Genomic DNA, 12,330 nt, shown 5'->3' on the forward strand with positions numbered 1-12,330 from the left:
GCCGGTCGGCAGCTGTGGGAGCGCCCGCCGCTGCCACCCGGCGGGCGCATCGCTCACGGGGCCAGCAGGGTCTCGGCGAGGAACTCGAAGACCTGCGTGTCCGTGCCGGGGTCGAAGAGATAGAAGTGGCCTCCCGGGTAGATCTGCTTGTCGAACCCGGCGGAGGTGTGGTCTCCCCAGCCCTCGATGGTGTCGAGCGGCGCCCGGACGTCGGCCTCGCCGACCATCACGGTGATGGGGCTGTCGATGAGCGGGCCGATCGTCATGGCGTGCTGCTCCCAGAGCGCGAAGTCCGCGAGGACGGTCGGGATCAGCTCGTCCATGGCGTCCTCGTCGAGGGCGACCTCCTCGTCGAAACCGCCGAGCCGCATGACCTCGGCGCGGAATTCGGCCTCCGAGAGGTTGTGGATCTTCGGCCGCAGCGCGGCCGCAGCGGGCGAGGGCTGTGCGGACAGGAACAGGCGCTCGGGCCGGGGGCCGCCCTCTGCGTGCAGGAGCTGTGCCACCTCGTAGCCGAGCAGCGCCCCGCAGGAGTGGCCGAAGAAGGAGAACGGGCCGTCAAGGAGCGGGCGCAGGGCCTCGGTGACGTCCCGGACGAGCGGGCCGACCTCGGTCGGCGGGTCCTCCAGGATGCGGTTCTGGCGGCCGGGCAGCTGGATGGCCGCGACCTCTATCTCGGCGGGCAGGGCGCTGACCCATTCGGTGAACGCGCTCGCGCCGCCGCCCGCGTGCGGGAAGCAGATCAGTCGGTGCTGGGCGTTGGGCCGGCGTGCCCGCCAGATGAACGGGCTTTCAAGAACCAGGCCGGGCCGGCGTATTTGTGTAGTCATGACCCCTCTACGGAAGTGAGGAAACGCTCGACGGAGTGCGAGGAAGTGGCGCGGAAATCACCAGCTCGGTGATTGCGGCGACGCTGCGCGTGCCGATGCGGGCACGATGCGCATCAATTTCTCACAGAGCCTATGGGCGGCCCTCAGGAAGAGGCAAGAAAAATTCGAACGGAAGCACACCAGAAATTCTGGCCGGACTCGTCCGACCAGCGGTTATGTCCGGGCGCCGGGACAATTGTCAGACGATTGTCGAGGCGAATTCGAGCGATCGCCGAGCGGTATTGGGGAGGTCGTGCGGCCGGAGGCGGAAAGGCTGACGGGGGCCGTCCGGGCTCCTGCCCGGACGGCCCCCGTCACCGGTTCGTCCATCAGTCGTGCGGTTCGGGTGCTGTTCTCCTATTGCTTGGCGAAGGCCGACCGTGCCCACAGGTAGCCGAGGATGCTGAGGCCGATGCCCCAGGCGAGGGCGATGAGGCCGTTGTTGCCGATCTCGGTGCCGAGCAGGAGCCCGCGGAGGGTCTCGTTGATCGGGGTGAAGGGCTGGTACTCGGCGAACCAGCGCAGTCCGGTCGGCATCGAGTCGGGGGTGACGACGGCGCTGCCGAGGAAGGGCAGGAACGTCAACGGCATCGGGGCGTTGCTGGCGGCCTCGACGGTCTTGGCGCCCAGGCCCATCGCGGCGGAGAGCCAGCTGAGGGAGAAGGCGAGCAGGGCGAGGATGCCGAGGGCGGCGAGCCACTCCATGGGCCCGGCGGTCGGCCGGAAGCCCACCGCGAGGGCGACGCCGATGACGAGCACCAGGCTGATCATGGTCTGGATGACATTGCCGAGGACATGACCGGTCAGCACGGAGGCGCGGGAGATCGCCATGGTGCGGAAGCGGTTGATGATGCCTTCGGTCATGTCGGTGCACACCGACACGGCGGTCGAGATGGCGCCGGAGGTCACGGCCATCAGGAGGATGCCGGGGGCGACGTAGTTGGTGTAGTCGCCGCGGTCGCCCGACCCGATGCCGCTGCCGAGCGCGCCGCCGAAGACGAACACGAACAGGAGCAGCATCAGGATCGGCATGGCGACGATCGAGATCGTCATGGACGGGTAGCGCCGCGCGTGCTTGAGGTTGCGGCGCAGCATCGTCTTGGAGTCGCGCACTGCGTACGAGGTGGCGCTCATCGGACGCTCTCCTTCCGCGCTTCGGGCCGGCCGGTCAGGGCGAGGAACACGTCGTCCAGGTCGGGGGTGTGCACGGTCAGGGCCTCCGCCTCGACGGCGGCGTACTCCAGCTGGTCGAGCACGTCGCGCAGCGCCGGAATGCCGGCGTCGCTGTGGATGTCGAGGGTGAGCGCGTCGTCGTCGCGTACCGCGTGGCCCAGGGCGTGGGCCGCCACGTCGAGGCGGTGTGCGTCGGCGAACCTGAGGCGGATGTAGCCGCCGGGAACGAGCCTCTTGAGCTGCTCGGCTGTTCCCTCGGCGACGATCCTGCCGCCGTCGAGGACGGCGATCCTGTCGGCGAGCTGGTCTGCCTCCTCCAGGTACTGGGTGGTGAGGAAGATGGTGACGCCGTCGGCGGCGAGGCTGCGGATGATGTCCCACAGGTTGCGTCGGCTGCGCGGGTCCAGACCGGTGGTCGGCTCGTCGAGGAAGATGAGGCTCGGATCGCCGACCAGGGTCATGGCGAGGTCCAGCTTGCGCCGCATGCCGCCGGAGTAGGTGGAGGCCAACTTGCCTGCCGCTTCGGTCAGTTCGAACCGGTCGAGCAGATCGGCGGCGCGCAGCTTGCCCTCCCTGCGGGGGAGGTGGTGCAGGTCCGCCATGAGGAGCAGGTTCTCCTCACCGGTGAGCAGGCCGTCGACCGCAGCGAACTGGCCGGTGACACCGATCGAGGACCGGACGCCGTCCGGATCGTCGGCCAGCATGTGCCCCGCAACCTGGGCGTGGCCCTGGTCGGCGGAGACGAGCGTGGACAGGATCTGCACGGTGGTGGTCTTGCCTGCGCCGTTGGGGCCCAGCAGCGCGAAGATCGTTCCTTCGCGGACCTGGAGGTCGAGCCCGTCCAGGACGACCTTGTCGCCGTATGCCTTGCGCAGACCGAGTGCGGTGATCCCCTTGGCCGGGGCGGTGACTTCGGTGAGGGCGGTCATCGTCTCTGCTCCTTCCCGGCGCTGCTTCAGCGGCTCTTGCTGGCGAGCTGGGCCTGCGCGCGGTGGACCACGATGTCGCCGCGGCTGGTGCGCACGAAGACGTCGACGCTCATGCCGATCTCGCCGGGGCCGTCGGCGGAGTCGATCAGTCGGTGCACCGTGCCCGACTGGGCGTTGGCGTCGAGCCACGCGGCGGTGCCCTCGGGAATGCCGAGCTGGATGTTGCCGATCTGGGCCCGCAGGTCGACCCTGCCGCGGGCCTCCTCGATGGTGATGTCACCGGTGGCGCAGGTCGCGGTGACGTCGGTGTGGGCGCGGCCGATGGAGATGTTGCCCTCGGCGGCCCGGAGCTGGGCCTGGCCGGTGATCTCGTCGATCTCGGTGCTTCCGTTGGAGTTCTTGATCACCGCGGTGCCGTCGATCTCGCCGATGCGCAGCTCGCCGCTCCCGGTGGTGATCTCGGCGCTGCGGGTGCGCTCCACGGTGATGTCGCCCTTCTGGGTACGCAGCTGCGTCTCGCCCGCGTGGTCGATCTGGATGTCGCCGTCCATGGTCGTCAGGCTGCACTCCCCCAGCTGACCCTTGGAGACGAAGTGGGCCCGCGCGGCGGTGCCGTTCAACCGGGAGCCGCGCGGCAGTGCGATGTCCACCCGGACGGCACCGGGGGCGCCGCTCAGCACACGTCCCTTCGGCGTCTTGATCAGCAGCTTGCCGTCCGAGTACGAGACGCGGGTCTGCTCTGCCGCCTTCACGTCGGCCTCGCTGGCGGTGTCCGCCGGGTACACCTCGACCACGGTGTCGGCGCGGTCGCCCGCGATGATCCGGGCGGCTCCGACCTCGACGTGGATCGTGGTGGTGATCGGCTTCGGGGTCTCGAAGGTAGGCATGACTTCCCCATCCTCAGTCTGTAGGGCGTCCCCGCTGGTGGGACGGGTGGCGAGTGGCTCCGGCAGACGTGGCGGTCCACTCATCCGCACACTGCACGATGCAGCGCACGGCGTTCGCAGTTGGTTGTCCGGCCCCCGTGGTGCGAGGTCGTGCCACCACTATGGCACACGCATGGCGCCATGGCGAGCCATAGTGGCGCCATTCGTGGCGCGGTGCTTCATGGCGGCATCGCGAGCGGGGGCCGGGGCAGGGCGGCGGGAGCGAGGCAGAGGCGTCCCGCCGCGGGTCAGAAGGCGCCGAGCCCGCCGCAGACGTTCAGTGCCTGCGCGGTGATCGACGCGGCGCCCTGCGTCGTCAGATAGCCGACCAGGCCCGCCACCTCCTCCATGGTCGAGTAGCGGCCGAGCGGGATCTGCGCCTCGAACTGCTCCTGGACGAACCCCTCGGTGGTGTCCCACGCCGCGGCATAGCCCTTGCGGACGCGCTCGGCCATGGGAGTCTCGACATAGCCGGGGCACACCGCGTTGACGGTGATGCCGCGGGGGGCGAGTTCCTTGCCCAGCGCCTTGGTGAACCCGACGACCCCGTGCTTGGAGGCGGAGTAGGGGGCGCCGAGCAGAACGCCCTGCTTGCCCGCCGTCGAGGCGATGTTGACGATCCGCCCGTATGCGGCATCCGCCATGCCGCCGTTCCTGAGCACCTCGCTCGTGACCAGGAAGACACCGTTGAGGTTCGTGTCGATGACGTCGTACCAGAGGTCGTCCGCGAGATCCGCGGTGGCACCGCCGCCGCTGCGGCCCGCGTTGTTGACCAGGATGCCGATCGGGCCGAAGGTCTCGAAGGCGGCGGCGACCAGGTGGGCCACCGACGCACGGTCGCGGACATCGGCCCCGGTGCCCTCCGCTTCGAAGCCCTCCTCGCGCAGATCCTCGACGGTCTGCTTGACCTGCAGCTCCGTTCGCGCGCAGATGAAGATCCGATGGCCGCGCCGCCCCAGATCACGGGCCACGGTCAGGCCGATGCCACCCGTCGCGCCGGTGATCAGGGCGGTCGTCCTCGTCGTTGCCGTCATCGCATGAGCCTCCACGAACCCGTTGGGCGGATTTGACGGTGCCCGGGCAACGTAGCCCGGGCCGTGGCGCGGGCCCCGATTCCTGAGGCGGGAGTGCGGCGGGCCTTGAGCAGACTTCGAGACCGGAGCCGGCCCCGCGCCGCAGAGGCCCGCGCGCACCGCACCTCGTCCCGTTCTTGAGCCGTGCTGGAGCCGTTGCGTCTTCAATGGAGGGAAACGCAAGAGCCGCGCAATCTCGGATACCGGCGCAGGCGGGGCACTGCGCGGCGCCGATGATCCGGAGGGGAGTGGGGAGTTGCTGATCAGACTCATGGGTCTCGTCACGATCGAGCACGAGGGTCTGGCGCCTCTGCACGTGTCGAGCGCCCAGGCCCAGGTGGCCCTCGCGCGCCTGGTGCTCGAACGTGACTCGGGGACCAGTCGGGAACACCTCGCGGACACCCTCTGGCCGGAGGGTCTGCCCGACACCTGGGCCTCGGCCCTGCGCGGCGTGGTCAGCAGGGTCCGCTCCTGCGTCGCGAGCCCACTCCAGCAGCCGGGCACGACACCGCTGGTCTCGCAGAGCGGCCGCTATCTGCTGCGACTGCCCGAGGGCACCGCCGTCGACCTGGAGGCCGCCGATGTCGCGGTCGCCGAGGCGGAGGCGGCTTTCGCCGACGGCGCGCACACCGTGGTGCGCCGCCTCGCGGCGGGCGCGCTGGACAATCTGCGCGGCTCGTTCCTGCCCGCCCACGAGGGCGAGTGGGCGGCCGGGGTACGGGAGCGAGTGGAGGAACTGCGCCTGACCGCACTGGAGTTGGCCAGCCTGTCGGCTTCCGGACTCGGCGACGAACACCATGCGCTGCGCTGCGCCGACGAGGCGGTGCGCCGCGCCCCGTTCCGAGAGAGCGCCCACCGGTGCCGGATGACCGCGCACGCCGCTGCGGGCAACCGGGCGGACGCGCTGCGCGCCTATCACCAGTTGGGAGAGGTCCTCGCCGAGGAACTGGGCATCGACCCGGCACCCGAGACCCAGGCCGCGTACCTGGAGCTGCTGCGCGCCCCCCAACCGCCCCGGCGGCCCCGCTCCTGCGCCTCGGGCCGGGCTCCGGCCGATGGCCTGGATCCGGTCCTCATCGGGGCCTTCGAGGCACTCAGCCCGCCCTTGAGGTGACCTCGAGCGTCACAGGGCCCGGGCCGTGTTGCGCCTCTGTTGCGAGTGGAGCGCTTTCCTGGTTCCCGACAGCGCCACGCCGCACGGGAGTTGGGAGCCACGATGACGACGGTGCCAGGACGGTCGGTCCCCGGGCTCGGCACCCTCAGGCACCACCACGAGGAGAGCGCCGCCTTCCACCGGCTCCTGCTCGGCCCGACCATGGTGTGCTCCGGCGGGTACTGGGAGGACGGCGAAAGGCTGACCGAGACCCTGGACGAGGCCCAGGAGCGCAAGCTCGACCGGTTCGTCGAGCTCGCCGGGGCCGCGGGCGCCCGGCGCGTCCTGGACGTGGGCTGCGGCTGGGGCACCCTGCTCAACCGGCTCACCATCGTGCACGGCGTGGAGCAGGCCGTCGGCCTCACCCCCAGCCGTGCCGAAGAGCAGTTCATCGCCGGCTACGCCAACCCGCGGATCTCGGCGCGGGTGGAGAGCTGGGAGGAGCACCGCCCGCGGGACCCGTACGACGCGGCGTTCTGCATCAACGCCCTGGAGCACGTCGTCCCCTGCGCGACTCCCCCGCACGAGCGCGCCGAGAGGTACCGGGCCTTCTTCACCGCGGTGGCCGGCGCGCTCAGGCCCGACGCGCGATTCGTCCTGCACACCCTCACCGTCGGGGCGCGGCCCGTGGACGGACGGCTCCTGGACGAACTGAGGTTGCTGCGGTGCTCCGGTCTCGGCCACGGCCGCATCCCTCACCTGCACGAGCTGGCACGGGCCACCGAAGGCCTCTTCGAGGTCATCGAGATCGTCGACGAGCGCGAGGCGTTCGCGATGGCCTGCCGTGCCTGGAGCGAGCGCCTGGCCCGCTGCCGTGACGTCGCCGTCGTGCTGGCCGACGAGGAGGCGGTGGCGCGCGTCGAACGCTGCCTCGGCATCCTCGTGTCCGCCTTCGAGGACAAGTTCTTCAGCAATGTGCGGGTCACCCTCGCACGGCTCTGACGAGGAGGGCGCCCGTTCTCCGTCCGGGGGAGGAACGGAGAACGGGCGCAGCTTGTGCGGGGCAGTGCCGACAGATGTCAGCCTAGACAGCCGCGCGCCCCGAGTCCCGCGCACGAGGTGGATCCTCAAGCGCGCCGCGAGCGCGGGTCCAGCGCGGACGCCGGGTTCAACGGCCCGGGGCCGGCCCCGACTCCACGTCCGGCAGCCCGCCTCGGTCCGCTGCCGTTTTGGCTCCCGCGGCGGCGTACACGGCCAGGAAAGTGGCCAGGTCCCGCACCCCGGGCCGGGCGGTGAGCGCGGTGACGGGCACGCTGCGGCCGAGCCCCGTGCACAGGGCGCCGTGCGCGCGCAGCGCGGCGGCCGTGATCTCGCCCGGGGCACGGTGGCGGTGCTCCCGGTCGGCACCAGCCATGCCCCGGGCCTCCGCCCAGGCCTGGGTGACGAGTTCCGCCGTGCTCTGCTGTGCTGACTCGGGCATGTCCACCCTCCGCTGTACGACGGGTTGGTTCAGGCAGGGTCCGCGTAGGGTCGCGGGGGCAGGTCAGGGGGCGCGCCGGGTGGCGGCGGCGAGGGTCCGGGCGAGTCCGGCGGCGCCGGTCGCGGCCGCCGGGAGCACCACGACCCGGGGCCGGCCGCCGTGCGCGGCGACCAGTCGGGCGATCTCGTAGGCGGCGGCTCCGTCGCCGGTGAATCCGGCGAGCGTGACGTACCCGCCGTCGCCGATCCGCGGCCCGAGCGCCGAGTACCGGGCGGTCGCGCCCCCGGGCACCGCGCGCAGCAGGACGAGTTCCTCGGGCCCCGGGTAGGCCCGTGCGAGCCGGGCGTAGAACGAGCCGGGCGTCCCGGGTGCCTGTAGGAGGACAACGGTGCCCGCGCCCGGGCGGGCCGCCGGGCGCAGCACGCCGAGCGACGGGGGCGCGGCTGCGGCGGTGCGCGCCGAGCGCTGGTTCGCCAGGCCGGTGCGAACTCCGGGGTTCATGCCGGACAGCAGGCCGAGGGCCTCGGCGACCGTCGTGAACTCCCCCACCCGGTCGGGGAGTTCACGCAGCAGCAGCGCTCCGTACGCGAGGACCTCGGTGGCGTCGGGCAGCCGGGCGCGGTCGTACGACACGGTCAGGGCGAGCCCTCCGGCGCTGTCGTGGTGAGCCGCCATAGCGAGGGAGAAGGCCGTGTGGGAGCCGAGCGGCTCAGGCGTCCCCACGTGGATTCCCAGTACGGCGAGTTCGGACGTCACGTCGTCCGGGACCGGCGGCCGGGTCTCGAAGGCGAGGAGGCTGTCGGCCGGGGCGAGGGCGTCGTTGGTCCAGGAGCGGATCTGGCTCGCCGACACCCATTCGTAGCCCGCCGTGTCCACGGCCCGGTCACGCAGTTCGGCCAGCAGAGCGGACACCGGGGCGCCCGGGTCGATCACGACGGACAGGGGCAGCGGGTTGCACAGCGCACCCGGCAGGCGTTCCACGCCGTCGAGCAGAATGCCCCGGCCGGAGACGGTGGTGCTGAAACGCACGGGAGCCGCGCTCTCGGCCCCTCCGAGCCGGTACAGCAGCAGCGCCCACACGGCCTGCAGCACCGTACTCTCGGTGGCGCCCCAGGCGGCGGCCCAGACGGCGAGGCGCGCGGTCTCGTCCGGGGTCAGCCGGAGCCGGAAGCAGCCGTTGCCCGTGGTGTGGGGGGCTCTGCCGGTGAGGACAGCAGAGCCGGGAGCGGCCGTTGCCGTGCTGGGGCGGTCGGCCGCGCCGCCGGACCAGAACTCCTGTGCCGGGCCGGTGTCCTGGTCGGCCAGCCACCGCGCGTAGTCCCTCATGTCGGGGCGCCGTTCCCCGCCCGGCAGTTGGCCGCCGGCCAGGTAGGCGCGGTAGAACTCGCGCAGCAGCAGACGCACGCTCCAGTTGTCGAGCAGGGCGTGGTGATGGGTCAGCACCACGCGAATGGGCGGGGCGGTGGCGAACATGGCGGGCCCACCGCCCAGGACCGTGATCCGCAGCGGTCCGGGGCGGCGTGGGTCCAGGCCCCGCCGCCGGTCGCGTTCGATGAGCGCGTGCCAGTGGGCCGTGCCTTGCGGCAGGCGTACGACCTCGGGTGCCACCCGGTCGTGCACGACGACGGCCGGCTCGGGTCCGTCGTCGAACGCGCTGCGCAGCACGCTTTCGCAGTCGAAGACGGACTGCCAGGCGGCGGTGAAGCGCTCCTCGTCGAACGGACCGTCCCAGTTCCAGGTGAGTTGTCCGACCTGACGGCCGGTGCCGGGGTGGGCGTCGGCATCGGCGAGCAGCTCGCACTGGAGCGGTGTCGCGGCCGTGCGGCGCGTGGCGAAGGAGTCGGCGGTGCTCGGGTGCGTGAGCAGGTCGGCCAGCCGTCCGAGCGGAAAGCCGCCCGGTCGGGCTCCCGCGCCGGCGGTGAACCGCAGGGTGTGGTGGCCGGCGTTGTGGGACTGGAACACCGGACGCCAGGCCGCGGCGCCCGGGCAGTGGACCGCGATGCTGTCCAGGGCGGCCTCGATGTGGGCTGTGTCCAAGGGGCCGCGCAGGTCCAGGACGGGCGGCGTGCCGTGAGCGGCCGGACCGAGGTCCACGACGACGGCCGTCGGCTCGTCCTGCGGTATACGTGCGGGGTGGCTGCTGGTCATCGGCTGTCCGGGGTGCGCCGGAGAAGACCCCTCCCCCTCCCTCTCTGGAAGCGCGGATCGAGTATGTGGGGCCCCGCCCATACGGCGCTGACAAAGCCCTGAGACGGCGCTAGTGAAGCGCTGCAGTGTCCGCGCCGGGCCCGGCCGCTGCGCTTCGTCGAGCCGCGCGGCACAGGGCCGTTCGAGGCGCTGTCCACACCGGGTGGAGGACCGCACCCGGCCCCCCGTGCGTGAGTAGCGTGCGCGGCGGCAGAAGTGGACACGAGGACGAGGAGCTCGCCATGGGACAAACGGGCTTGGGGAAGCGGGCGGAGGCCACTGCCGTCGACGACAGCTTCCATGTCTTCGACACGACGCTGCGCGACGGCGCCCAGCGCGAGGGCATCAACCTCACCGTCGCGGACAAGCTGACGATCGCCCGGCACCTGGACGAGTTCGGTGTGGGCTTCATCGAGGGCGGCTGGCCCGGCGCCAACCCCCGCGACACGGAGTTCTTCGCCCGCGCGCAGCAGGAGATCAGCTTCCAGAACGCGCAGCTCGTGGCCTTCGGCGCGACCCGCCGCGCGGGCGGCAGGGCCGCCGAGGACCCGCAGGTGCAGGCCCTCCTCGAATCCGGCGCCCCGGTGATCACGCTGGTGGCCAAGGCGCACGACCGGCACGTCGAGCTGGCCCTTCGCACCACCCTGGACGAGAACCTGGAGATGGTCCGCGACACGGTCGCCCACCTGCGCGAGCAGGGCCGCCGGGTCTTCGTGGACTGCGAGCACTTCTTCGACGGCTACAAGGCGAACCCCGAGTACGCCAAGGCCGTCGTACGGGCCGCCAGTGAGTCCGGCGCGGACGTCGTCATCCTGTGCGACACCAACGGCGGCATGCTCCCCGCCCAGATCCACGCGGTCGTCGCCACCGTGCTCGCCGACACCGGCGCCCGGCTCGGCATCCACGCCCAGGACGACACCGGCTGCGCGGTCGCGAACACCCTGGCCGCCGTGGACGCGGGCGCCACCCACGTGCAGTGCACCGCCAACGGCTACGGCGAGCGCGTCGGCAACGCCAACCTGTTCCCCGTCGTCGCCGCCCTGGAGCTCAAGTACGGCAAGACCGTGCTGCCCAAGGGCGCGCTCGCCGAGATGACCCGCATCTCGCACGCCATCGCCGAGGTGGTCAACCTCGCCCCCTCCACGCACCAGCCGTACGTCGGTGTCTCCGCCTTCGCCCACAAGGCGGGCCTGCACGCCTCCGCGATCAAGGTCGACCCCGACCTGTACCAGCACATCGACCCCTCCCTGGTCGGCAACCACATCCGGATGCTGGTCTCCGACATGGCGGGCCGCGCCTCCATCGAGCTCAAGGGCAAGGAGCTCGGCGTCGACCTCGGCGAGGACCGCGCGGTCGTCGCCCGGGTCGTGGAGCGGGTCAAGGCGCGCGAGCTCCAGGGCTACACCTACGAGGCCGCCGACGCCTCCTTCGAGCTGCTCCTTCGCGACGAGGTCGAGGGCGGCCCCCGCGACTACTTCCGCATCGAGTCCTGGCGAGCCATCGTGGAGGACCGCGCGGACGGCACGCACACCGACGAGACGACCGTGAAGCTGTGGGCCAGGGGCGAGCGCATCGTCTCCACCGCCGACGGCCAAGGGCCCGTCAACGCCCTCGACCGCGCGCTGCGCACGGGCCTAGAGCGCCTGTACCCGGAGCTCGCCAAGCTGGAGTTGGTGGACTACAAGGTCCGCATCCTACGGGGCGACCACAACACCGCCTCCACGGCCCGCGTCCTGATCACCACCTCCGACAACGCCGGCACCTGGTCGACGGTGGGCGTCGCCGACAGCGTCATCGCCGCATCCTGGCGGGCCCTGCAGGACTCGTACACCTACGGGCTGCTGCGCGCGGGCGTCGAACCGCCGCGGTGAGCCGTGCTGGCCGGCGGTCCTTGAGGCGTCCTCGAATTGCCCTGGAGCGACGTGCCCGAGACTCGCCGTACCCCTTTGTACGTTCCTGGAAGAGGAAGGCAGATCGCATGACCACCGAGATCCGCAACGAGCCTTCGGGAAAGTTGGAGTTCGCCTCGCTGTACGCGCAGGTCGAGCAGTTCTACGCGCACCAGCTGGAGCTCTTCGACGCCCACGACGCCGAGAGCTGGGCGGGGACCTTTACCGAGGACGCCGTCTTCGAGGTGCCGCCGCTGAGCGAACCGGTCCGCGGACGCGCCGGCCTGGCCGCGAACGTGCGCCGCGATCAGGCACGGCAGCAGCGCGAAGGAGCCTGTGTGCGGCGCTGGATCGGCAAGCTCGACGTACGGCCGCAGTTCGACGGGACCCTGCGCACCCGCTGCTCCGCGCTGGCGTACGCGACTCCGCCCGGCGGCGATTCGAGGGTCCTGCACGTCTGTGTCATGGAGGACGTGCTCGTCCGCTCGCGGAGCACCTGGCGCACCCGCCACCGCCGCGTGACCCGCGACGACCTCGCCTGAAGCACGCACTGACCGGGGCGGGACCCGGGCGCGCGACCGGTCGCCGCACCGGGGCGCAACGGCCCGCCCCACCATGGCCCCGCCATGCAGCCCCAGCCCCCTGCGCACCACGCCTCCCTGTCTTTGCATGCATGCTCACGTCCCCCTCCAGACCGGGAACTTCACTGCA

The 12,330-nt window shown here is 71.7% G+C and carries 11 protein-coding genes; 4 read left to right on the top strand and 7 right to left on the bottom strand.

All coding sequences use genetic code 11. The features are described 5' to 3' along the window. Positions 1 to 53: 53 nt before the first annotated feature. The 5 genes from OHA17_RS41055 to OHA17_RS41075 all read right to left on the bottom strand — a co-directional run bounded on the left by OHA17_RS41055 (position 54) and on the right by OHA17_RS41075 (position 4,931). Positions 54 to 830, bottom strand: a complete 777-nt coding sequence (locus tag OHA17_RS41055) for an alpha/beta fold hydrolase (RefSeq protein WP_331721437.1) — start codon at positions 828 to 830, stop codon at positions 54 to 56. A 396-nt stretch (positions 831 to 1,226) separates the two neighbouring features. Continuing rightward, a complete protein-coding gene (locus tag OHA17_RS41060) occupies positions 1,227 to 2,003 on the bottom strand; it encodes an ABC transporter permease (protein WP_331721438.1) in 777 nt (258 codons plus the stop codon). Next, positions 2,000 to 2,971: an ATP-binding cassette domain-containing protein gene (locus tag OHA17_RS41065; protein ID WP_331721439.1), complete on the bottom strand. Its 972-nt coding sequence runs from the start codon at positions 2,969 to 2,971 to the stop codon at positions 2,000 to 2,002. The genes OHA17_RS41060 and OHA17_RS41065 overlap by 4 nt, the downstream gene beginning before the upstream one ends. Before the next feature lie 26 nt (positions 2,972 to 2,997). After that, a complete protein-coding gene (locus OHA17_RS41070; RefSeq protein WP_331721440.1) occupies positions 2,998 to 3,858 on the bottom strand; it encodes a DUF4097 family beta strand repeat-containing protein in 861 nt (286 codons plus the stop codon). Between the two features lie 287 nt (positions 3,859 to 4,145). Continuing rightward, complete coding sequence (locus OHA17_RS41075; RefSeq protein ID WP_331721441.1) at positions 4,146 to 4,931, bottom strand: SDR family NAD(P)-dependent oxidoreductase; 786 nt, start codon at positions 4,929 to 4,931, stop codon at positions 4,146 to 4,148. A gap of 295 nt (positions 4,932 to 5,226) precedes the next feature. On the opposite strand from OHA17_RS41075, the gene OHA17_RS41080 reads away from it, so the two are divergent. Together OHA17_RS41080 and OHA17_RS41085 are read left to right on the top strand one after the other, a co-directional pair. Next, positions 5,227 to 6,084: a BTAD domain-containing putative transcriptional regulator gene (locus OHA17_RS41080; protein ID WP_406510983.1), complete on the top strand. Its 858-nt coding sequence runs from the start codon at positions 5,227 to 5,229 to the stop codon at positions 6,082 to 6,084. A gap of 102 nt (positions 6,085 to 6,186) precedes the next feature. Continuing rightward, positions 6,187 to 7,065 (top strand): class I SAM-dependent methyltransferase, encoded by an 879-nt coding sequence (locus OHA17_RS41085; RefSeq protein WP_331721443.1) that lies wholly within the window; start codon positions 6,187 to 6,189, stop codon positions 7,063 to 7,065. A gap of 166 nt (positions 7,066 to 7,231) precedes the next feature. Here OHA17_RS41085 and OHA17_RS41090 read toward each other — a convergent pair whose 3' ends face one another. After that, on the bottom strand, positions 7,232 to 7,543 hold the full coding sequence (locus tag OHA17_RS41090) for a hypothetical protein (RefSeq protein WP_331721444.1): 312 nt from the start codon (positions 7,541 to 7,543) through the stop codon (positions 7,232 to 7,234). Between the two features lie 63 nt (positions 7,544 to 7,606). Beyond that, positions 7,607 to 9,691, bottom strand: a complete 2,085-nt coding sequence (locus OHA17_RS41095) for a condensation domain-containing protein (RefSeq protein ID WP_331721445.1) — start codon at positions 9,689 to 9,691, stop codon at positions 7,607 to 7,609. Between the two features lie 281 nt (positions 9,692 to 9,972). On the opposite strand from OHA17_RS41095, the gene cimA reads away from it, so the two are divergent. Together cimA and OHA17_RS41105 are read left to right on the top strand one after the other, a co-directional pair. Beyond that, positions 9,973 to 11,601, top strand: a complete 1,629-nt coding sequence (cimA, locus tag OHA17_RS41100) for a citramalate synthase (RefSeq protein WP_331721446.1) — start codon at positions 9,973 to 9,975, stop codon at positions 11,599 to 11,601. Between the two features lie 107 nt (positions 11,602 to 11,708). Next, positions 11,709 to 12,161, top strand: a complete 453-nt coding sequence (locus OHA17_RS41105; protein ID WP_331721447.1) for a nuclear transport factor 2 family protein — start codon at positions 11,709 to 11,711, stop codon at positions 12,159 to 12,161. Positions 12,162 to 12,330 lie beyond the last annotated feature (169 nt).

Origin of the sequence: Streptomyces sp. NBC_00212 (assembly GCF_045206365.1) — a bacterium.
GTDB lineage: Bacteria > Actinomycetota > Actinomycetes > Streptomycetales > Streptomycetaceae > Streptomyces.

Bases quoted from the DNA above. Each gene is read 5' to 3' on its own strand.
- OHA17_RS41055 (WP_331721437.1), bottom strand. From the start codon at position 830: ATGACTACACAAATACGCCGGCCCGGCCTGGTTCTTGAAAGCCCGTTC.
- OHA17_RS41060 (WP_331721438.1), bottom strand. From the start codon at position 2,003: ATGAGCGCCACCTCGTACGCAGTGCGCGACTCCAAGACGATGCTGCGC.
- OHA17_RS41065 (WP_331721439.1), bottom strand. From the start codon at position 2,971: ATGACCGCCCTCACCGAAGTCACCGCCCCGGCCAAGGGGATCACCGCA.
- OHA17_RS41070 (WP_331721440.1), bottom strand. From the start codon at position 3,858: ATGCCTACCTTCGAGACCCCGAAGCCGATCACCACCACGATCCACGTC.
- OHA17_RS41075 (WP_331721441.1), bottom strand. From the start codon at position 4,931: ATGACGGCAACGACGAGGACGACCGCCCTGATCACCGGCGCGACGGGT.
- OHA17_RS41085 (WP_331721443.1), top strand. From the start codon at position 6,187: ATGACGACGGTGCCAGGACGGTCGGTCCCCGGGCTCGGCACCCTCAGG.
- OHA17_RS41090 (WP_331721444.1), bottom strand. From the start codon at position 7,543: ATGCCCGAGTCAGCACAGCAGAGCACGGCGGAACTCGTCACCCAGGCC.
- OHA17_RS41095 (WP_331721445.1), bottom strand. From the start codon at position 9,691: ATGACCAGCAGCCACCCCGCACGTATACCGCAGGACGAGCCGACGGCC.
- cimA (WP_331721446.1), top strand. From the start codon at position 9,973: ATGGGACAAACGGGCTTGGGGAAGCGGGCGGAGGCCACTGCCGTCGAC.
- OHA17_RS41105 (WP_331721447.1), top strand. From the start codon at position 11,709: ATGACCACCGAGATCCGCAACGAGCCTTCGGGAAAGTTGGAGTTCGCC.